Origin of the sequence: Streptomyces sp. NBC_00576 (assembly GCF_036345175.1) — a bacterium.
Taxonomy (GTDB): Bacteria; Actinomycetota; Actinomycetes; order Streptomycetales; family Streptomycetaceae; genus Streptomyces.
On sequence record NZ_CP107780.1, the window covers coordinates 4695348 to 4714897 of the forward strand.

Annotated in this window: 19 protein-coding genes; 13 read left to right on the forward strand and 6 right to left on the reverse strand. The window is 70.7% G+C overall.

From position 1 onward, the window contains the following. Nucleotides 1–14: 14 nt before the first annotated feature. The gene (locus tag OG734_RS19940; RefSeq protein ID WP_330293718.1) at nucleotides 15–1109 is read left to right on the forward strand and encodes a serine/threonine-protein kinase; all 1095 of its coding nucleotides are present in this window, start codon (nucleotides 15–17) and stop codon (nucleotides 1107–1109) included. 164 nt (nucleotides 1110–1273) lie between these two features. Here the strand turns inward: OG734_RS19940 and OG734_RS19945 are convergent, their stop codons facing one another. Beyond that, entirely contained in the window at nucleotides 1274–1876 is a 603-nt protein-coding gene (locus tag OG734_RS19945; RefSeq protein WP_330288878.1) for a ScbR family autoregulator-binding transcription factor, read from the reverse strand. A 120-nt stretch (nucleotides 1877–1996) separates the two neighbouring features. Here OG734_RS19945 and OG734_RS19950 point away from each other — a divergent pair, with 120 nt between their 5' ends. From OG734_RS19950 to OG734_RS19960, 3 genes are all read left to right on the forward strand, one after another. Then, nucleotides 1997–2938, forward strand: a complete 942-nt coding sequence (locus OG734_RS19950) for a ScbA/BarX family gamma-butyrolactone biosynthesis protein (RefSeq protein ID WP_330288879.1) — start codon at nucleotides 1997–1999, stop codon at nucleotides 2936–2938. Between the two features lie 120 nt (nucleotides 2939–3058). Beyond that, the gene (locus OG734_RS19955; protein ID WP_330288880.1) at nucleotides 3059–3418 is read left to right on the forward strand and encodes a LysR family transcriptional regulator; all 360 of its coding nucleotides are present in this window, start codon (nucleotides 3059–3061) and stop codon (nucleotides 3416–3418) included. Further along, nucleotides 3415–4113, forward strand: a complete 699-nt coding sequence (locus OG734_RS19960) for an HAD family hydrolase (RefSeq protein ID WP_330288881.1) — start codon at nucleotides 3415–3417, stop codon at nucleotides 4111–4113. Before OG734_RS19955 ends, OG734_RS19960 begins: the two co-directional genes overlap by 4 nt. Before the next feature lie 196 nt (nucleotides 4114–4309). Here the strand turns inward: OG734_RS19960 and OG734_RS19965 are convergent, their stop codons facing one another. Continuing rightward, nucleotides 4310–4921: a TetR family transcriptional regulator gene (locus tag OG734_RS19965; protein ID WP_330288882.1), complete on the reverse strand. Its 612-nt coding sequence runs from the start codon at nucleotides 4919–4921 to the stop codon at nucleotides 4310–4312. Nucleotides 4922–5078: 157 nt separating this feature from the next. Here OG734_RS19965 and OG734_RS19970 point away from each other — a divergent pair, with 157 nt between their 5' ends. The 4 genes from OG734_RS19970 to OG734_RS19985 all read left to right on the forward strand — a co-directional run bounded on the left by OG734_RS19970 (nucleotide 5079) and on the right by OG734_RS19985 (nucleotide 10621). Beyond that, entirely contained in the window at nucleotides 5079–6212 is a 1134-nt protein-coding gene (locus tag OG734_RS19970) for an acyl-CoA dehydrogenase family protein (protein WP_330288883.1), read from the forward strand. Nucleotides 6213–6294: 82 nt separating this feature from the next. Further along, entirely contained in the window at nucleotides 6295–7884 is a 1590-nt protein-coding gene (locus tag OG734_RS19975; RefSeq protein WP_330288884.1) for an arginine decarboxylase, read from the forward strand. A gap of 3 nt (nucleotides 7885–7887) precedes the next feature. Beyond that, nucleotides 7888–9471, forward strand: a complete 1584-nt coding sequence (locus tag OG734_RS19980) for a class I adenylate-forming enzyme family protein (RefSeq protein WP_330288885.1) — start codon at nucleotides 7888–7890, stop codon at nucleotides 9469–9471. A 130-nt stretch (nucleotides 9472–9601) separates the two neighbouring features. Beyond that, nucleotides 9602–10621 (forward strand): DMT family transporter, encoded by a 1020-nt coding sequence (locus OG734_RS19985; protein ID WP_330288886.1) that lies wholly within the window; start codon nucleotides 9602–9604, stop codon nucleotides 10619–10621. A 78-nt stretch (nucleotides 10622–10699) separates the two neighbouring features. Here OG734_RS19985 and OG734_RS19990 read toward each other — a convergent pair whose 3' ends face one another. Beyond that, nucleotides 10700–11479, reverse strand: coding sequence for an MBL fold metallo-hydrolase (locus OG734_RS19990; RefSeq protein WP_330288887.1), 780 nt, complete (start codon nucleotides 11477–11479; stop codon nucleotides 10700–10702). Nucleotides 11480–11562: 83 nt separating this feature from the next. Between OG734_RS19990 and OG734_RS19995 the strand changes: the two genes are divergently transcribed. Further along, on the forward strand, nucleotides 11563–12171 hold the full coding sequence (locus OG734_RS19995; protein ID WP_330288888.1) for a CGNR zinc finger domain-containing protein: 609 nt from the start codon (nucleotides 11563–11565) through the stop codon (nucleotides 12169–12171). Nucleotides 12172–12319: 148 nt separating this feature from the next. On the opposite strand, the gene OG734_RS20000 is transcribed toward OG734_RS19995, so the two are convergent. Continuing rightward, entirely contained in the window at nucleotides 12320–12670 is a 351-nt protein-coding gene (locus tag OG734_RS20000; RefSeq protein WP_330288889.1) for a fic family toxin-antitoxin system, toxin component, read from the reverse strand. Next, the gene (locus OG734_RS20005) at nucleotides 12667–14250 is read right to left on the reverse strand and encodes a FadD3 family acyl-CoA ligase (protein WP_330288890.1); all 1584 of its coding nucleotides are present in this window, start codon (nucleotides 14248–14250) and stop codon (nucleotides 12667–12669) included. Before OG734_RS20005 ends, OG734_RS20000 begins: the two co-directional genes overlap by 4 nt. A 125-nt stretch (nucleotides 14251–14375) precedes the next feature. Between OG734_RS20005 and OG734_RS20010 the strand changes: the two genes are divergently transcribed. The 4 genes from OG734_RS20010 to OG734_RS20025 are packed head-to-tail and all read left to right on the forward strand — an operon-like array spanning nucleotide 14376 to nucleotide 17742. Beyond that, the gene (locus OG734_RS20010; protein WP_330288891.1) at nucleotides 14376–15542 is read left to right on the forward strand and encodes a lipid-transfer protein; all 1167 of its coding nucleotides are present in this window, start codon (nucleotides 14376–14378) and stop codon (nucleotides 15540–15542) included. A gap of 3 nt (nucleotides 15543–15545) precedes the next feature. Then, nucleotides 15546–15962, forward strand: coding sequence for a Zn-ribbon domain-containing OB-fold protein (locus OG734_RS20015; RefSeq protein ID WP_330288892.1), 417 nt, complete (start codon nucleotides 15546–15548; stop codon nucleotides 15960–15962). Beyond that, nucleotides 15959–16729 (forward strand): enoyl-CoA hydratase/isomerase family protein, encoded by a 771-nt coding sequence (locus OG734_RS20020; protein ID WP_330288893.1) that lies wholly within the window; start codon nucleotides 15959–15961, stop codon nucleotides 16727–16729. The genes OG734_RS20015 and OG734_RS20020 overlap by 4 nt, the downstream gene beginning before the upstream one ends. Nucleotides 16730–16782: 53 nt before the next feature. After that, on the forward strand, nucleotides 16783–17742 hold the full coding sequence (locus OG734_RS20025) for an alpha/beta fold hydrolase (RefSeq protein WP_330293719.1): 960 nt from the start codon (nucleotides 16783–16785) through the stop codon (nucleotides 17740–17742). A gap of 130 nt (nucleotides 17743–17872) precedes the next feature. Here the strand turns inward: OG734_RS20025 and OG734_RS20030 are convergent, their stop codons facing one another. Then, nucleotides 17873–19294 carry a vanadium-dependent haloperoxidase gene (locus tag OG734_RS20030; protein ID WP_330288894.1) on the reverse strand — a complete coding sequence of 474 codons (1422 nt, stop codon included), beginning with the start codon at nucleotides 19292–19294 and terminating at the stop codon, nucleotides 17873–17875. Nucleotides 19295–19550: the final 256 nt, after the last annotated feature.

A 19550-nucleotide genomic window follows, 5' to 3' on the forward strand; every position in this document is an offset into this window, starting at 1 on the left:
GCGGCCGCAGAGACATGTCGCACCCCGCGCGCCTGACCGCCCACGGCACCGTCTCCGCCGCCCTGGCCCTGCACAGCGACCGCGCGCTGTCCGAACTCCTCGACGCAGCCACGCCGTTGGGCTCCGGCATCGGCGGAAAGTCTGCGCTTCTGGAGATCGACGGAATCCCGGTCTTCGTCAAGCGGGTGCCTCTCACCGATCCGGAGAGGCACCCGGAGAACGTACGGTCCACGGCGAACCTCTTCGACCTTCCGATGTTCTGCCAGTACGGCATCGGTGGGCCGGGTTTCGGGGCCTGGCGGGAACTCGCCGCGCACACCATGACGACGGACTGGGTGCTCACGGGGGATCACGAGGGCTTCCCCCTGATGTACCACTGGCGCGTACTGCCGGACTCCACACCTCTCCCCGAGGAACTGGCCGACGTAGAAAGGGCCGTCGCCTACTGGGGAGGCAGATCGCAGGTACGCCACCGCATCGAGGCTCTGCAGCAGTCCTCGGCGAGCGTGGCACTGTTCCTGGAGTACATCCCGCAGAACCTGCACCAGTGGCTCAGCGAACAACTGACCGTCGGCGACGAGGCCGCAGACCGGGCCTGCGTCATGGTGGAGCAAGGCCTCGCAGCGGGCACCTCGTTCATGAACAGCCGAGGGCTCCTGCACTTCGACGCCCACTTCGAGAACATCCTCACCGACGGCCGGCGCCTCTACTTCGCGGACTACGGCCTCGCCCTGTCCTCCCGGTTCGAACTCTCCCGGAACGAGGCCGAGTTCTTCGACCGCCATCAGACGTACGACCGCTGCTACACCGAGTCCTACCTGGTGCACTGGCTGGTCACCGCTCTGTACGGATACGACCGGGAGGACCGCCGCGCGCTGGTGCGCGCCTGCGCGGAAGGCAAGCACCTCACAAGATTCCCCGGAAGCCCCGGAAGCCCCCCAATCCCGAAGGAGGCGGCGGCCATCATCGCCCGCCACGCGCCGCTCGCCCTCGTGATGTGGGACTTCGTCGACGAACTCCGCTACGGCAGCAGGAGCACCCCGTACCCACTGGAGGAGATCCGCCGGATCGGCGTGGCCCCGGCAGCGTCCCCGGAACCCCAGGAGTAACGGACTTCCCCGGGGACGAGAACGGAGCCGCCCAAGCCCCCCGGCGCACCGTCCCGGGTAGGGCACCGCCTCCAGCACGCTCGCGGCCGGCGCCATGACACCAGCCCCGGAACGAATCCAGCGGGTGCCGCGGCGCCGCGCGGTCGACGACACATCTCGTTCCTTCAGGCACACAGCCCTTCGAGCACGACGTAGCGCAACTCGCCGTAGCGCTCGGCGAGATCGGCTCGGCGGCTGAGCACATCGGAGATGTGCTGCATGCCGAAGAACGCGGCGACGATCACCCGGGCCGCGCCCCGAGCGGTGACGCCCGGGCGCAGCCCGCCGTCCTTTTCGATCTCCTTGACGAAGCCGGTCAGGTACTCCTCCCAGCCCACGTACGGCTCGGGCAGGTCGGCGTCGATCAGTGACCGTTCGATCTGCAGACGCGCGCCGGCCTGGACCACGATGTCGTCGCGGAACGCCTCGGCCACCCGGTCGAGTACGGTGACCAGCGTTTCGTACGGCGGCAGTTCGCGGGCCGCCACGTCCTGCAGGAGCAGTGGCCAGCGTACGTAGTGCTCGTGGACCACGGCGACAGCGAGCGCCTCCTTGTTCTTGTAGTGGAAGTACACCGCACCCTTGGTCATGGACGCCCGCTCGGCCACGTCCTGCAACGTCACCGTCGCGTAGCCGCGCTCGGCGAAGAGTTCGGCCGCCACCTGGAGGATGTGGGCCCTCGTGCGCCACGCCCGTTCCTGCTTCGGTTCATTCTGGCTACCTGCCATGGTCACTCCGCCTTTCTGATCAACCCCCTTGCAATATACATTCCCGAAGGTATATTTCTTGCTGCCGGGGGGCGCAGGCCCTCTGTGCGTAGACATACACCTCTTGGGGGGGATACGGGGATGTCTGTAACCATGCTGCCTGCCGTGCCGTCACCGGCAGAATGCGCCCGGGTCGGGCTCACCTTCGACCGCACGGTGCCGCGCCAATTGGTACACCGTGCGTCCGTGCACGAGGTCTTCCTCACCGATGGCGTCCAGGTCGCCGCCGACCGGTTTCTCGTCGGTGCCCAGTGGCCGCGCCACCACGCGTTCTACCGACCCGACACGGCCGGCCGCTGCGACTTCATGCTGCTCGCCGAGACCGTGCGGCAAGCGGGGATTTTCCTCATCCACCGCTACAGAAACGTTCCGCTGGACCACCACTTCGTCTTCAAGTCGCTCTCCCTGGACATCGACGACCTCACCGCCCTCCGAGTGGGGGGCACACCGCTCGGCGCGGTCCTGGACGTGTCCATAACGGGGACAGGTGCCCCGGACGCCCGCCGCTTCGATGCCCGTCTCGACGTCACGGTCGAGGTCGACGGCCGGCCGTGCGCGCAGGGCTCCGTCGCCGTGCTGGTGGTCGACGCGCGTCGCTACGGGATACTCCGCCGACGCGGCCAGGACACCACGCCCGTCCCGAGCGCGTCACCGGCCACCACCCTGACCGCACCGGTGATCGCCGGCCGGCCCCGTGCGGACGTGCTGCTGCGCACATCCACGAACGGGGACCCGACCACCTGGCTGCTGCACGCGGACCCCGGTCACCCGGGCTACTTCGAGCACCCGTCGGACCACGTGCCCGGCATGGTGCTGCTCGAAGCCTTTCGTCAGGCAGGCCACCTCGCGGCCGGCCGCGACGCCGTGCTGACCTCCATGAGCTCCGGGTTCGAGTCCTTCGGCGAACTGTCCCGGCCGGTCACCATCAGGGCGGCCGACCACTCCGCCGGGGCACTGCACCTGACCGCTGTCCAGGGCGAGCGCACACTCGCCCGCGCCGACGTCCGCTTCACCAGGGCCTGACCGGCAGGCGTCCGGCACGGCGCGCGTCGCCGTGTACCGGGCCTGCGACAACGACCGGTCCGGGCAGGTCCCGAACGAATGGCTGACCGGTTCACGTACGCCCGAGACAGGGGAACTTCCGTGGAACTCCAGCGTCTGCGTGCCTTTCGCGAGGTCGCGCGCGAACTCAGCTTCACCCAGGCGGCCCGGAACCTGAACTACTCCCAGCCCAGCATCACGGCCCAGATCAAGGGCCTTGAGGAATCCGTCGGCATGCCCCTGTTCGTGCGCCGCGGCAACCGCTCCGTCGAGCTCACCTCGGCCGGGGCCCGACTGCGGCCGTACGCCGACCGGATTCTCGACCTGGTCGAGACCGCGCACATGGACCTCCGCTCCGCGCCGGCCGACCGGCCACCCGCACCCGCACCCGCACCCGACAAGCCGTTGACGGCGGGCTCTTCGACGAGCCCACGAAGACCCACGAGGTTTCTTGTCCCATGACGATCGACCCCCTCAGAGCCGCGTTCTTCGACGTGGACGAAACGCTGATCACCTGCAAGAGCATGATGAGCTTCCTCGCCTTCCACTGGGACCGCGAGGGTCGCGATCCCGCGGACCTGACCGCGGCCCGCACCTCTCTCGGCCGCCGGCTCCGCTCGGGCGTGCCCCGCGAGCAGGTGAACCGCGACTACTACCGTCTGCTGCGCGGCACCCGCGAGGCGGACCTGGAGGAGAGCGGCCGGCTCTGGTTCGCCCGGGAGCGTGTCCGGGGCCTTCTCCACCCGCCCGTACGGGACGCGCTACGGCGCCACGCCCACGCCGGGCACCTGACGGTCCTGGTCTCCGGCTCCTTCGCCGCCTGCCTGGCCCCGATCAGCCGGGCGGTCGGCGCCGACCTGCTGGTCTGCACGACACCCGAGGCGGTGGGCGGTGTGCTGACCGGTGAGATCACCGATCGGCCGATGCTCGGCGAGGCCAAGGCGGAGGCCACCCAGCGGATCATGGCCTCGTTCCGGCTCACCCCCGAGCAGTGCTTCGCGTACGGCGACGACGCGAGCGACCTCCCCCTCCTCAGCGGCGTCGGGCATCCGGTCGTGGTCGGCACCGACCCGACCCTGACGGTCCACGCCCGTCGCCTGCACTGGGCACGCCTGCCGGGGCCCGCCTCGACCGGGGCACTGCACGCGGCGGCCTGACGCGCGCGGTGCCCCGGTCGAGGTACGGCGCGCGTCCTGCCGTCCAGGGGCTGAGCGAACCTGTCTCAGTCCGGCGTGAGACCGCGCCCCGTAAGGGGCGCGGGGCTGTGACGTCACGCGGCTGTGACTCACTCGGCTGTGCCGCATCGGCGCGACCGGCCACGGCCGGCCCGTGGTCGCTCGTGCGGCACTGCCCTCAGTACGGCACCCTCGGAGGTCCCCCGGCGGGGCGCTCGGCCATCACCGGCTGGACCACGTCCCAGATCTCCCGCACCTGCTCGGCGAGTCCGCCTCCCTCCGCCCCCCACCGGGTGGAGTGCGTACCGAGCAGCAGGACCAGGACGAGCCGGGCCAGCACCTCGGGCCGCTGCTCGGTGTGGGTTCGACCGTCCCGCTGGGCTTCCCGGACCAGGCTCTCCAGCACGTCGCGCAGTTCGCCGATCGGCGCCGGCTCACGCCGGTCCACGCGAGCGGCGTCCGTGGCCAGCCTGAGGCCCGCCGCGAACCGCGGGTCGTCGTCCAGCCGCCGGGCGAGTTCGGTCGTGAGTTCCCGCAGGGTGCACACCAGGGACCGGTCACTCCGTCCGGAGGACGACAGCAACTGCGCCCACGTGTCCTCGAACCGCCGGGTCAGCTCGTCGGCCAGCTCCGCCTTGGACGCGAAGTGGCCGTAGAGCGCTCCCTTCGTCACCTGTGAACGGGCCGCCACGGCGGCCAGGTTCGTCCCCGTGAAGCCGTGGCGGAGGAACTCGGTCGCCGCCGAGTCGAGGAGCTGATCGTACGTACGGCGCGCTCTGTCCTGCTTCACCTCGTCCTCGCTCTCATTAGCATCCCAAGAAAATACCTTCTCGATCGAATTTTTTTCTACCCGGGGCACGCAACCCAGCACAACGGCAGAAGCGGCACGGCCCCAGCGGCCGGCCCACCCCACACCCACACCCACACCCACACCGAAAGGCAGGACCATGACCACTGCACTCCCCGCCACCCCCCTCGCCCCGACCGCCGTCACCGCACTCGCAGCGCGGTACGCCCGCGCGTCGGAGGACGCCGGGCGACTGCACCCGGAGGTGGTCAACGCCCTCCCCTCGGCCGGATTCGCCCGCCACTTCGTGCCGCGCCGCTGGGGCGGCCGGGCGGGCGGCTTCACCGAACTGGTGAACGCCGTGGCCGCGGTCGGCGAGGGCTGCGCCTCCACCGCCTGGTGCTGCGCGTTACAGGCCGGGCACGCCCGGCTCGCCGCCCATCTCCCGGAGCGCGCGCAGGCGGAGCTGTGGGCCGACACCCCCGACACCGCGATCGCGGCGGCGGTCGTCCCACCGTCCGGCCAAGTGGCCCGTGTCCCCGGCGGTTGGCGGCTGACCGGGCGCTGGGCGTGGGCCAGCGGAGCGGACCACGCGGACTGGATACTCCTGGCCACGATCGAGGACCCGGAGGCCGGGCAGCCGCAGTACCGCGTCCTCGCGCTGCCCCGTCGGGATGTCCGGGTCCACCGCACCTGGGACAGCGTCGGCCTGCGGGGCACCGGGAGCGACACGGTCACGGTCGACGACGTCTTTGTGCCGGAGCACCGCTCCTTTCTGCGGGACGTCCTGCTGACCGGCGTGCGGGACGCGGACGCGGCCCCCTGCCATCGGGTGCCGTACACCCTGGTCGCCTCGCTCTTCTTCTGCGCGCCCGCCCTCGGGGCGGCCCGGGGCGCCCTCGACTCGTGGACAGCGCTCGCCCGGCAGCGCGGCGTGTCCGGCGATCCCGGCGTCCAGCAGACCCTCGCCCGCTGCTCCGCCGAGATCGACGCGGCCCAGCTGCTGCTGGAGACGGCGGCGAACCGGGCGGACCGGGCGGCGCTGACCCCTCCGGCGGCGTTCGAGCCGGAGACGGCGGCCCGCAACCAGCGTGACGCGGCGGTAGCCGTCGACCTCCTGGCGGGCGCGGTGGAGCGCCTCTTCCGCACGGCGGGCGTGCGCGCCCTGAGTCAGGACAGTCCCCTGCAACGCGCTTGGCGTGACATCCACGCGGTGGCCGCCCACGCGACCCTGCAACCGGGGCCGTCGGCGGCCGCGTACGCCGCCGGGGTGTTCACGGACGACCGCGCGTAGCCGCCGCAGCCGCTCCTTCCGCGTTCATCAGGGATCCCGATAATATTTGATTCCTTCGCGAAGGTTTTGTTTTACTCGAACCATGACCGAATCCACCAGCTCCCATCCCGTGCCCGGGGAGAGTGCGCCATCACCTCTCCCCGGGCACCACCGGGCGAGCAGGGCACCGCTGGCCGACGCCGTGCTGGCAGTGGCCCGCAGGGACATCGCCTCGTTCCACGCCCTCCCGCTCTCAAACGGCCGTTCCATCCGCGACTCCGGGATCCGCGCCTCGTACGAGGCCCTGTTCGGAGTGGCCCACCTCGCCGCCGACGTGTCGTACAGCGGCACCATGCTCGACTCCTTCTTCCGACCCCGCGGCCCACTCCGTGAGGCCCAGCGCCTCGCGGCCCACAGCTTCGGCGCCGATGCGACGTACTTCCTGTCGACCGGCACCAGCACCGCGAACCGCGCGGCGCTGACCGCGCTGGCCCGCCCCGGCAGCCGCGTGCTCGCCGACCGCAGCTGCCACCAGTCCGTGCACTTCGCACTCGGCGGGCTCGGCGCGGACGTCACGTACGCCCCCATGCAGAAGTGCTGCGGCGACTGCCCCCGGACGTTCGGCGACCTGCCCCGCCTGCTGGAGATGTTCCGCCGGGCCGTGGTGGAGGAGCGGCCCTACGACATCGTGGTCCTCTCGGCGGTCTCGTACGACGGCGTCCGCTACGACCTGCCGACCGTCCTCGCCGAGCTGGCCGCGGCCCACCCCGGGGTCCACGTCCTGGTCGACGAGGCCTGGGGCGCGGTGCACCGCTTCCATCCCCGGCTGCGCCCGCTGACCGCGCTGCATGCCGTGGAGGTGCTGCGCCGGACCGAGCCGGATCTGGCGATGACGGTGGCCGTGACGCACTCGGCGCACAAGTCGATGTCGGCGCTGCGGCAGGGCTCGTACCTGCACCTGGTCGGCGACGGCGAGGCGCAGGAGCGCATGGCGCAGGCGCTGTTCCAGCACCACACCACCTCGCCCAGCTTCCCCGTCCTGGCCAGCCTGGACCTGGCACGGCTGCAGGCGGAGACCGAGGGGGAGGCGTTGCTGGAGCGGTCGCTGACCCTGGCCCGCACCCTGCGCGGCGAACTCGGCACCGACCCACGGCTGTCCGCGTATCGAGCGCTCGGGCCGGAGGGACACCTCACCGACCCCGCGCTGCTGGTGAGCGACGACCCGACCAGGGTGCTGGTCGACATCAGCGCGCTGGGGATCACCGCCGCCGACTTCCGGCGGATCCTGTTCGACGAGTACGCCCTGTACGTGGCCCGCGAGAGCGGCGACGCCGTGCTCTTCCACCTGCACATCGGGGTCGACGAGGCCATGCTGCTGCGTCTGCTCGACGCGCTGCGCACCATCCAGCGCACCTACCGGACGGCGTCCGCGGCACTGACGCAGGGGACTTCCGAGCACTTCATCATCGCGTACCCGCCGGGCATCCCGATCACGGTGCCGGGCGAGCGGCTGTGCGACCGGACCCTTGAGGAGATCGGCGCGCTGCGCTCCAGCGGATGCGAGATCTACACGCTGCGGCACTCGGCCACCACGACGGCCGCCACCAACGGAGCCACCACCGCCGTTACCGCCACCACCGCCACCACCACCGCCGACTCAACAGAACGACTTGCCATGACGGGAAGGAACTGACCCATGATCAAGCTGACAGACATCCGTGCGCACGCCGCGCGCCGGCCCGGCCACCTCGCCATTGTCGACGGCGACGTCCGGCTGACCTGGGCGAACCTGGCCGACAAGGTCGCCCGGGTGGCAAGCGCGATCGAACTCCGACTGCCCGAAAGGCGCCCGGCCCGCGCGGTGTTCGTCGCCGAGAACCGCTGGGAACTGGTCGTCGCCATGGCGGCCCTCAGTTCGCTCGGCATCCCCTGCGTCGGCCTCGACCACACCGCGGGACCGCGGGCCACCTCGGGTGCTCTGGAGCAGCTCCGGCCCACCGTCGTCATCAGTACCACCACGCACCGGCAGATCCTGACGGAGGCCGGCTGGCCCGCCGACCGCGACGTGCTGGACATACGCCTCGACAGCGACCCCCCGAAGGGCTCGCCGGGCGTCGCCTTCACCGATCTGCTGCTGGCCGCCCCCGGCGAACCGCAGCCGGTGGAACAGCCCTTCGAGGCGTTCTCCTTCACCTCCGGCACCAGCGGTATCCCGAAGCTGGTGATCCGCCGGACCTCGTTCGAGGCGCGTCGGTTCGCCGATCTGGTCGACCAGTACTCCTTCGACGAGGACGATGTGCACCTCGTGACCGTCCCGCTCTACCACGCCTCAGGACCCGGCTGGGCGCGTATCTTCCTCACCCTCGGCGGAACGATCGTCCTCGGTCCGTACGACAACGTCGGCGAGCTGATCCGGCTGATCCAGGACGAGGGCGTCTCCACCACGCTCATGGTGCCGCCCGTTCTGACCAGGGTCGTGGCACACCCGGCGTCGGAGCACCTGCACAGGACCTCGCGGCTGCACTTCGTCCTCTCCGGCGGACGCCACCTCAACCGCTGGGTCGTCAACAGCGCGTGGGACCGCCTGGGCGCGGTGCTGCATCTCTACTACGGCACCACCGAGACCGGCGTGAACGTGATGATCGGCCCCGAGGAACTGCACGTGGCACCCTGCCGCTCCGGCCGGCCCATGCCGGGCAACACGATCGCCGTCCTGGATCCGGAGGACCGTCCGCTGCCGAAGGGGCAGCGGGGCCGGGTGGCGATCGCCAGTTATCAGCTGATGGACACGTACGCCGCCGCCGAGCCCGGCTTCCTCACCCTCGACCACGGCGGCCGGACCCAGCGCTTCCTGCTCACCGGCGACAGCGGCTTCATCGACGAGGCCGGGCGGCTCGAACTCACCGGCCGCAACGACGGCGTGTCCAAGGCGGCGGGGGGCAAGCCGCTCGACGTCAACATCTTCGGTCTGGAGAACGACCTGATGGACCTGCCCTGCGTCCGGGAGACGGCCGTGCTGCGCACTCGGCTCCCCGAGGTGGGCGAGGTACTGGTCGTACCCTTCGCCGCGGTCGCTCCGGAGCGCCTGGAGAGCGGCCGACGGGCGGTCGAAGCCGCGTGCGAGCGGCGCGTGCCCTGCCTGCCCGCGTACGTCGTCCCGGTCGAGGCGATCCCGTTCAGCCCGACCGGCAAGGTCCGGGCGGCCCAACTGCTGGAGATGGTCCTCCCGTTGGTACGGGCCGCCGCGGCCGAGCGTGCGACGCGCCTCGTCCCCGCCTGATTCCGCACCGCCGCCCGCCGTACGGCGCCGTCCACCTCTGTTCTCCGCCTGTCCGTTCTCGGTCCTTCCCTTGTCCGTCCTTCCCTTGTCTGTCCCTCCGTTGTCCGTCCCCAACCCGACTGGAAGAGTCATGGTCGATCAGAAGAACTACACCCGGGGCGTGTTGCTCTGCCTCGTGGCCACCGTGTCCTGGGGAGCGATGTTCCCCATCATGGATGTGACCTTGCGGCACATCGACCCGTTCACCTTCACCTGCATGCGATACGCGATCGCCGGCGCCATGTTCCTGCTGTTCCTGCGGATCCGCGAGGGCGCCGCGGGCCTCAAGCTCAAGGGCGAACGCATCGGCCTGGCCTGGCTGTTCGGTACCGCGGGCTTCGCCGGCTTCCAGTTCCTGGTGTTCTTCGGCCAGGACCTCATCGGCGAGCGGGGCGCCCTCAACGCCTCGATCATGATGGCGACCATGCCGATGATGGGCTTCCTGGTGAACTGGGTGCTGCGCAAGGTCGTGCCGCCCAAGGGCGCGCTGGCGTTCATCGCCATGTCCTTCGTCGGCGTCATCCTCGTCGTCTCGGAGGGCGACCTCGGTTCCCTGTTCTCCCACCTGTCGGACTTCGGCCCCGACGCGCTGCTGCTGTTCGCCGCTCTGTGCTGGGTGGTCTACACGGCCGGCGCGTCCTACTTCCCGACCTGGTCACCGATCAAGTACACGGCGATCACCACGGTTCTGGGACTCGGCAGCGCCACGGTCATCACCGCGATCATCCTGGCCGCGGGCGGCGTCCCGGTCCCGTCGGCCCACGCCGTGGGCACGATCCTGCCGGAGCTCGCCTACATGAGCGTCATCGCCGGCTTCGTGGGCGTGCTCGGCTGGAACTTCGGCAACAAGTACCTGGGCCCGCTCAACGGCGTCCTCTTCATGGACGTCGTCCCGGTCACGGCCTTCGTCATCTCCGCGCTGACCGGTGCGGTCCCCGCGGGCATGCAGGTGGTGGGCGCCTCGCTGACGGCCCTCGCACTGGTCTTCAACAACCTCTACCTGCGCCGGATCGCGAAGCGAACGGCGGTCGCCCAGGCCGCGGCGAAGACTTCCGGGGCCGTCCCGGACGCCGCGGAGCAGAAGCAGGCTCCGGTGACGGCGGGCCGCTGAGAACACAACGACACAACCACCGGCAGCCGCGGAGCACGTGCCCGCGGCTGCCGCCGTATGTGCCGTCGGCCGGCGCCGTCAGTCCAGTTGCAGCCGGTCGGCCAGGCCCGCGGCGGTGAAGGCGGCCACCACGTCGGCGCGGCCTTCGGTGAAATGGGCCCAGCTGTCGCAGTGGACGGGTACCACCCGGCGTGCTCCGAGGATGGTGGCCGCTTCGGCGGCCTGGGCGCTGTCGAGGACGAGCAGCGCGCCGTCGAAGATGGGGCGGCGGGGAGCCCCGGCGAAGAGGACGGCCGTGTCGACCTGGCCGAACCGCTGGGCGATCTCCTTGACCAGGGTGAGCGAGGCGTTGTCGCCACTGACGTACACCGTGGGCAGGCCGTCCCCGGTCAGGACGAAGCCGACGACCTCGCCGGCGATCGCCTCCACCTCCGCGACACCCTCGGGTCCGTGCAGGGCGGGCGCGCCCGTCACGGTCACGGTGCCGCCGTCGGGGCGGCGCAGGGCGACGGATTCCCAGGGCGCGAGACCCTGGGCGGTGCCACCGAGACGGTCCGCGCCGCTGGGGGTGGTGAGAGTGAGGGGTACGTCGGCGAGGAGGGTCCGGCCGGAGTGGTCGAGGTTGTCGGGGTGCTGGTCGTGGGAGAGCAGGACCGCGTCGACGGTGCCGAGGTCGGCGGGCGTGACGGAGGAGGGCGCGGTCTTGGTCAGGGGCGGACCCTTGGGCGCCGGGTAGTCGCCGGGCGGGTCGAAGGTGGGGTCGGTGAGGAACCTCAGCCCGCCGTACTCGATGAGGGCGGTCGGGCCGCCGAACACGCGGACGGGAACCTGCTCACTGGGCGTGCCGACAGAAGCCATGGAAGAAGACACCTCACGGATGAGAGAAGGGTTATCCGTGAGATGAAGGTAGCCGTTTCTCACGGATGGCGGCAAGTCGTACCATGAGAACCATGAGAATGCCCGTGGCCGCCGAGCCGCCCCCGCCGCCCGCACCGGGGGTGGAGCAGTACCCGGCACTCGACTTCGCCAACAGCGCTCCGGCCCTGCCTGGCGGCCAGTTCCTCGACCTGCTCGGCACCCCGGAGGCGGCCGATCAGTGGCTCACAGAACGCGGCCTCGCCCCGGCCGACGCCGGACTGCGGGAGGTGTGCGCCGCACGGTTGCGGTCGCTGCGCGAACAGATCCGCGCACTGCTCGCCTCCCGGGTCGACGGGCACGTCGCCCCACCGAGCGCTCTCTCCGCCGTCAACGACGCGCTGACCCGGGCACCCGCGGCTTCCCTGCTGTGCTGGGACCAGACCCACGGCCTGCACCGTGCCGCCTCACACCCCACGACGCAGATCCTCGACCACGCCCTCGCGGTCCTCGCCGCCAACGCCGCCGACCTGCTCACCGGCCCCGACGCCGAACGCCTCGCCGCCTGCGGCTCCGCCCCCTGCAACCGCTACCTGCTGCGCACCGGCCGCCGCCACTGGTGCTCCACCCGCTGCGGCGACCGCGCCCGCGCGGCACGCGCCTACGCCCGGCGCACCCAACCCCAGGCGCACTGACGGCGAGAACCTTCCCCATGAGCACACCACCGGACGAACCGCCCATCCACCGCGCCACAACCGGCCCGTGACGCGAGGAGGGCCGTACAGACTGCGCCGGGGCCGGGGCGACAACCGCCCCGACCCCGGCACCCGTTCACCAAGGCCGTCACACAGCCCAGGACTTGAGCAACTCGGTCACGCTGCGGACCGTGCAGCTCTCCCTCTTCAGCTCGTTCGCGAGTGCGGAGACCCGCTGCTGGTCGAGCTTGGCCGGAATACCGGAGGCGACGAGGTATGCGTGGGCCACCGCGACGGCCGCCTTGAGATTCGACCGCTCCAGCCAGCGCATACGGCCGAGGGAGTGCGCGAGGGCCGCCGCCTTGGCGTACGGCCCCTGGTAGACCTCATGCCCGACGAGCACGGCTCGCTGCCGCCCGACGGCCGCGAGGGGAACGCCGTAGTCGTCGACGGCCGAGTCGTCCTGACCCGCCCGCTGCGCAACCTCCCTCTCCCTCAACTCCCCTCCCGCAACTCCCCCTTGACCACCTTCCCGCTCGCGTTCCGAGGCAGCGCACCCACAAACTCCACAGCCCTCGGCACCTTGTAGTTGGCCATCTCCCGCCGAGCCCAAGCGATCAGGTCGTCCCCCGTAAGACTCACCCCCGGCCGCCGCACCACATACGCCTTCCCGACCTCCCCCAGCCGCGCGTCCGGCACCCCGATCACCGCCACGTCCGCCACATCCGGATGCAGCCCGAGCTGCTGCTCGATCTCCGCCGGGTACGCGTTGAAGCCGCCGACGATGAACATGTCCTTGAGCCGGTCGGTGATCCGCAGGTTGCCGTCGCCGTCCAGCACGCCGACATCCCCCGTCCTCAACCACCCCTCCCCCGCGACGACTTCAGCCGTGGCGTCCGCGTCCTCGAAGTACCCCCGCATGATGTTGAAGCCCCGCACCAGCACCTCCCCGGGCTCGCCCACAGGCGCCTCCACCCTCACCTCCACCCCCGGGATCGCCCGCCCGGAAGTCGAAGCGATCACCGGCACGGCATCCCCCTGGCGGCACATCGTGACGATCCCGCTCGCCTCCGACAGCCCGTAGGCCGTGAGGACGGTCGCCACACCCAGCTCCGTACGCAACCGTTCCACCAGCCGCAACGGGACCACCGCCGCCCCCGTCACCACCAGCCGCAGCGTCGACAGGTCGTACGCGCCCCGGGACGGGTGGTCGAGAAGCGACTGAAGCAGAGTGGGTGGCCCCGGCAGGACCGACACCCTCTCCGCCGCCACGTTCGCCAGCACCGTGTCGACGTTGAACACCGGCTGCGGGATCACCGTCGCGCCCCGCATCAGGCACGCCAACACCCCCGCCTTGTAGCCGAAGGTGTGGAAGAACGGGTTCACGACGAGATAGCGGTCCCCCTCCCGCAGCCCCGCCAACTCGCTCCAGATCTCGTACGCCCGAAGGGACTGCGCATGCGTGATCACGGCCCCCTTCGGCCGCCCGGTCGTGCCCGACGTGAAGACGATGTCCGAGGGATCGGAACCCTCCACCGCCTCCGCCCGCGCCCGGACGACCGCCGGGTCCATCCCCTCGCCGCCCGCCAGGAAGTCCTTCCACGTACGGAATTCAGCCGGCGCGTCCTCCCCCAGCACCACCACGTCCGTCAGCTCCGGCAGCCCCGGCAACGGGCCCTGACCGTCACCGTGCCCCGCCGCCCGCCTCAGGGAGGCCACGTACGACGTGCCCAGGAACGTCCCCGTCACGAACAGCAGCCGCGCCCGGCTGCGCCCCAGTACGTACGCCGCCTCCGCCCCCTTGAAGCGCGTGTTCAGCGGTACGAGCACCGCGCCCGCCGACACCGCGCCCAGTGCGGAGACCATCCAGTCGAGAGAGTTGGGCGCCCAGATCGCGACCCGGTCGCCGGCCGCCACCCCGCTCGCGACGCAGGCCGCCGCCGCCCGCTCCACGCGGGCGCCCAACTCCGCGTACGAGACACGCGTACGGCCGTCGACGACCGCCTCGGTGTCGCCGTACCGCTCCACCGCGGCCCGGACCAGCCCCGGAATGCTGCCCCACTCCAAGTCACCGCGCACAGCCGGCCTCCCACAACTCTCCAGCACCCCAACACCCCGACACACAGGAGCTGACTGACCGTCAGATTAGCTGTAACCTGACGCCCTGTCAGCAGCCGGGCACGCTTGCGGAGGTGTGTGCAGTCATGGCACTAGCGCCAGTTACGGCCGGCATCAAGGACGCCACCGCCATCGCCGGGATCGGACAGACCCCCTTCGCGCGCCAACTCCCCGAAAATGAACGAACGTTGGCATGCCGTGCAATCCTCGCCGCGCTCGACGACGCCGGCATCTCTCCCACCGAGGTCGACGCCCTCGCCTCCTACACCATGGAGGAGACCGACGAGGTCGAGGTCGCCAAGGCGCTCGGCCTCGGTGACCTCACCTTCTTCTCCAAGGTCGGCTACGGCGGCGGCGGTTCCTGTGCCACCGTCGCCCATCTCGCCGCCGCGATAGCCACCGGGCAGGCCACGGTCGGCGTCGCCTGGAGGTCGCGGAAGAGGGGTTCCGGACCCCGGCCCTGGCGTAACACCAGCGCCCAACTCCCCACCCCCGCCCAGTGGACACGCCCCTTCGGGCTCCTCCGCCCCTCCGACGAGATCGCCATGCTCACCCGCCGCCACATGCACGAGTACGGCACGACCCGCGACCACCTCTTCAACGTCGCCCTCGCCTGTCGCAACCGGGCGAACCAGAACCCGGCCGCGATCATGTACGACCGGCCGCTCACCCGCGAGATGTACATGACCTCCCGCTGGATCAGCGAACCCCTCTGCCTCTTCGACAACTGCCTTGAGACGGACGGGGCGTTGGCCTGCGTGATCGTCTCCGCCGAGCGGGCCCGCGACTGCCGCCGCGCGCCCGTGTACATCCACTCCGCCGCCCAGGGCCTGCCCGCCCAGCACCACGGCATGGTCAACTACTGGAACGACGACCCGCTGACCGGCCCGGCCTGGACAGCCGCCCGACACCTCTGGAAACACGCCGACTTCACACCCGACGATGTCCAAGTAGCCCAGATCTACGACGCGTTCACCGCTCTCATCCCCCTCTCCCTGGAGGGCTACGGCTTCTGCGGACGCGGTGAGGGCGGCGCCTTCACCGAGGGGGGCGCCCTGGAGATCGGCGGCCGGCTGCCGCTCAACACCGGCGGGGGCGGTCTCAGCGAGGCGTACGTCCACGGCTTCAACCTCATCACCGAGGGCGTACGGCAACTGCGCGGCACCAGCACCGCCCAGGTCCCGGGGGCCTCCACCTGCCTGGTCACCGCAGGTGAGGGCGTCCCCACCTCCGCCCTTCTCCTAAGGAGCTGAGAGATGCTGACACCGGTCGTCGACGACGACGGCGCCCCCTTCTGGGAGCACGCGGCCCGGGGCGAACTCGCCGTCCAGACCTGCGCGGACTGCGCCGAGCCCCGCTTCCCGCCCCGCCCCTGCTGCCCCCACTGCCAGTCCTTCGCGAGCGAGTGGCGCGCGGTCAGCGGACGCGGACGCGTCTGGTCGTACGTCGTCCCGCATCCCCCGCTCCTCCCGGACTACGCCGAGCAGGCCCCGTACAACGTGGTCGTCGTCGAACTGGCGGACGCACCGCGCATCCGGCTGGTCGGCAACCTGGTCACCGGTCCGGACGCGCCCCTCAACTCCCTCTCCCCCGACCGGATTCGCATCGGCGCACGGGTGCAGGTCGTCTTCTCCTCCACCGGGCTTCCGCAGTGGATCCTGGAGCGGCCGTGAGCCTGAGCCTCTCGACCGACAAGGAGACCGGGGTCGCGGTCGTCACCCTCGACCGGCCGCGGAAACTCAACGCCATCGACCTCGCCACCGCCGCCGAACTGGCCGCCACCTGGCGGGAGTTGCGCTTCGACGACACCGTACGGGCCGTCGTCCTCACGGGAGCCGGGCCGCGCGCCTTCTGTACGGGCCTCGACCGCTCCGCGGCCGTCCCCCAGCCCAACTCGCCCTACATGGTGGACGATCCGCTCGACTCCATCGGCCCGAAGGCGAACGACCTCTGGAAGCCGGTGATCGCCGCCGTGAACGGTATGGCGTGCGGCGGCGCCTTCTACCTCCTCGCGGAGTCGGAGTTCATCGTCGCCGACCCGAGCGCGACCTTCTTCGACCCGCACACCACGTACGGCATGGTCAGCGCGTACGAGTCGATGGGCATGGCGCAGCGGATGCCGTACGGGGAGATCGCGCGCATGGCGCTGATGGGGACGGCGGAGCGCGTGTCGGCGGCGCGGGCCTACGAGATCGGTCTGGTCAGTGAAGTCACCGCGCCCGGTGGGTCGTTGGCGGCCTCCGTCGAACGCGCCCGCGTCATCGCGTCCTATCCGCCTGAGGGGGTGCAGGGCACGGTACGGGCGGTGTGGGCGGCGAAGGAGGCGGCCCGCGCACACGCCCTCGCGTACGCCCCGCACCTGGTCCGGCTCGGCAACCTCCCGGGCGACCGACAGGCGGAACTGTTCTCGGCCAGGACCCCGGATTTTCGATTGCGATAGCAACGCATACCCTTTGCATCATGGTTGAGAACCGCACGGCGGTCGAGCACCGCATGGTGGACGTGAACGGCATCCAGCTGCACATCGCGGAGGCGGGCGAGGGCCCGCTCGTCGTACTGCTGCACGGGTTCCCCGAGTCCTGGCACTCCTGGCGCCACCAGTTCGGGCCGCTGGCCGCCGCCGGTTTCCGGGTCGTCGCCCCCGACCAGCGCGGATACGGCAAGAGCGACCGCCCCGAGGACGTGTCCTCGTACAGCATCCTGCACCTGGTCGGCGATGTGGTCGGGCTGATCCACGCGCTCGGCGAGGAGACGGCGTACGTCGTCGGCCACGACTGGGGCGCGCCGGTGGCCTGGCACACCGCGCTGCTGCGCCCGGACGTCGTACGCGGGGTGGCGGGCCTGAGCGTGCCGCCGCCGTTCCGGGGCGACCACCGTCCCCTGGGCGTGATGGAGGCGATGTTCGGCGGCCGTTTCTACTGGAACTACTTCGCCCTCCCCGGGGTCGCCGACGCGGAACTGGCCCGCGACCCGCGCACCACCCTCCGCCAGGTCCTCTACGGCGCCTCCGGCGACTGCCCGGGCGCGGGCAGCGGCAGGCAGCCGCTGGTCGAGCCCGGCCAGGGCTGGCTGGACACGATGCCCGACCCGGAGAAACTCCCGGCCTGGCTCACGGAGGCCGACCTCGACTCCCTCACCGAGAGCTTCGCGGGCAGCTTCACCGGCGCCCTCAACTGGTACCGCAACATCGACCGCAACTGGGAACTGACGGCGGCCTGGCACGGGGCGGTGGTCAGCCCGCCCGCGCTGTACGTGTACGGCGACAAGGACCTGGTGCCGGCGTTTCCGGGTACGCCTCAACTGATCGAGCGGCTCCCGGAGTTGATGCCAAATCTGCGGCGCGCGCCGGTGGTGCTGGAGGGCTGCGGCCACTGGACACAGCAGGAGCGGCCGGACGAGGTCAACGCGGCGCTGATCCCGTTCCTTGAGGAGTTGAGGGACAGCGCGAGCTGAGCACGCCGCGACAAACGGAACTCCTGCTCGATGAGCAGGAGTTCCGTCCTGTCCGGGGCACCACCGGGCACGGGACCCGGTCCCGGACCTGAACCGGGACCCGGCACCGGCACCGGCACCGGCACCGGCCCTAGAACTTGCGCAGCTTCGTGGCGAAGACGTGGGCTGCGACCTTGTCGCCCAGGGTGAGGCCGTCCTCCGCGTCCCACGGGAAGTGGACTCCGAGCCAGACCCTGCTGTAGGCGTCCTCGGTGGCCGCCGCGCTGAAGCTGGTGAAGTGGCGGGTCTTCACCGGTGACTGAGGCTCGTCGGTGGTCATGTCGAAGGCGATGTTGTCGCTGCCGAAGTAGCGCTTCATCACCCCTGCCCAGGCCGCGCCGAACGTCGCGTGCCCGGAGGCCCAGGCCGGGAAGCACGGGTTGACGTTCACGCCCGCCCGGGTTTTCAGCAGCGGCTTCCACTCCGGGTCGAGCCCGCCTTCCCGGATCGCCGACACCGGCCGCCACAGGTCGATCGGTGTCAGGAACTTCACGTCCCGTACCGCGATCCCGGCGTCCGCCATGGCGAGGGAAACGAGCGCGAACAGCCGAGCGTTCTCGTACGTGTTCAGGCGGCGGGCCTCGGAGATCTCCCGGGTCGCCTGAAGCAGCTGGCCCGGCGGCTTGTAGGTGCCGTTCTCGTCGTTGGCCCAGAACCAGGCCGCCGCCTCCTGATCCGGGGTCCGGTTGACAACGGGCGTACGCGCGGTCGGCTTGTCGGCGCCGGCCGACCGCACCGCCTCGACCTGCGCCTTGTAGGCGTCGCTGACCAGCAGCTTCTCGTACGTCCCGTACAGGCCCGGGGTCGCCGGGCGGAACTGCGAGCCGGAGGTGAGGGCGAAGGGCTTCACCTCGCCCCAGAACGGTGTGACTGCCTGGCTGTCGCGCTCGCACGAGGGATCGGGCATGTCCGGGTAGCTGGTGGGCCGCCACGCGCCGGGCTTGTTGTCACCGACGTACACCTTGGGATTGGCGGAGCCGTCGCCGGTTCGCGCGTTCCTCATCTGCGTGACCATACGATTGACAACCGTGACGTCGAGCAGATCGAACTCGGTGGGCGCGGTGCCGAACCGCTCAAGGAACTTCGAGTCGAGGAACTGCGTCTGGTTCTCGTACAGCCCCAGCAGGATGTTGTACGCCGTACGGCCGATCACCCGTTCCTCTTCGTCGGGACCCTGGACCCAGCCGTCGTACTTGTGGGCGTAGATGTACTGCTCCGAGGTGATCTTGCCATTCCACTTCAGTTGGTACGAGCTCTCCGCGTCGTAGATCGCCGCGTTCAGCATCGCCGCGGAACGGGACATCGGCCCCGGGCCGCCCCCCTCACGCCGGATGACCTGGAGCAGGACATCGTTCCAGTAGTGGACGGGATCGGCGATCTGCTGTTGCGGCAGCGCCGCCTGTGCCGGCTGCGAAACGACGGTGAGCACGCTGCCAGTGGTCGCCAGCACCGCCGCCGTGGCCAGTGCCCGGCGCCACCTCCCCCTGCTCGGCCGGACGGATCTGATGCTCATATGCATGTTCATGTCAGCCCCCTATTCGCCTGCCGGCGCCATGAACGTCTCCGGCTGGACGTGGAAAGCCTGGCATTCCAAGTGCTTGATGCCATCCCGCACTGGTAGGAGTGCCTGTAAACCTGTGGCGTAGGTACGGGTAAACCCGTGGGGTACGTCTGGGCAACCCGAGCCGCCGCTCACCATCCCCGCCGCCGCCCTCTGCCGACCACCTGACGACTTTGCCATCTCTTTACAACCCGTTCGGCCGCCGACT

Excerpts from the sequence above, each read along its gene's own strand:
- OG734_RS20030 (WP_330288894.1), bottom strand. The coding sequence starts at position 19,294 with ATGAGCATCAGATCCGTCCGGCCGAGCAGGGGGAGGTGGCGCCGGGCA.
- OG734_RS19995 (WP_330288888.1), top strand. The coding sequence starts at position 11,563 with ATGAGAACCATGAGAATGCCCGTGGCCGCCGAGCCGCCCCCGCCGCCC.
- OG734_RS19940 (WP_330293718.1), top strand. The coding sequence starts at position 15 with ATGTCGCACCCCGCGCGCCTGACCGCCCACGGCACCGTCTCCGCCGCC.
- OG734_RS20025 (WP_330293719.1), top strand. The coding sequence starts at position 16,783 with ATGGTGGACGTGAACGGCATCCAGCTGCACATCGCGGAGGCGGGCGAG.
- OG734_RS19980 (WP_330288885.1), top strand. The coding sequence starts at position 7,888 with ATGATCAAGCTGACAGACATCCGTGCGCACGCCGCGCGCCGGCCCGGC.
- OG734_RS20010 (WP_330288891.1), top strand. The coding sequence starts at position 14,376 with ATGGCACTAGCGCCAGTTACGGCCGGCATCAAGGACGCCACCGCCATC.
- OG734_RS19950 (WP_330288879.1), top strand. The coding sequence starts at position 1,997 with ATGTCTGTAACCATGCTGCCTGCCGTGCCGTCACCGGCAGAATGCGCC.
- OG734_RS19960 (WP_330288881.1), top strand. The coding sequence starts at position 3,415 with ATGACGATCGACCCCCTCAGAGCCGCGTTCTTCGACGTGGACGAAACG.
- OG734_RS19945 (WP_330288878.1), bottom strand. The coding sequence starts at position 1,876 with ATGGCAGGTAGCCAGAATGAACCGAAGCAGGAACGGGCGTGGCGCACG.
- OG734_RS19985 (WP_330288886.1), top strand. The coding sequence starts at position 9,602 with ATGGTCGATCAGAAGAACTACACCCGGGGCGTGTTGCTCTGCCTCGTG.
- OG734_RS19970 (WP_330288883.1), top strand. The coding sequence starts at position 5,079 with ATGACCACTGCACTCCCCGCCACCCCCCTCGCCCCGACCGCCGTCACC.
- OG734_RS19990 (WP_330288887.1), bottom strand. The coding sequence starts at position 11,479 with ATGGCTTCTGTCGGCACGCCCAGTGAGCAGGTTCCCGTCCGCGTGTTC.
- OG734_RS20015 (WP_330288892.1), top strand. The coding sequence starts at position 15,546 with ATGCTGACACCGGTCGTCGACGACGACGGCGCCCCCTTCTGGGAGCAC.
- OG734_RS19975 (WP_330288884.1), top strand. The coding sequence starts at position 6,295 with ATGACCGAATCCACCAGCTCCCATCCCGTGCCCGGGGAGAGTGCGCCA.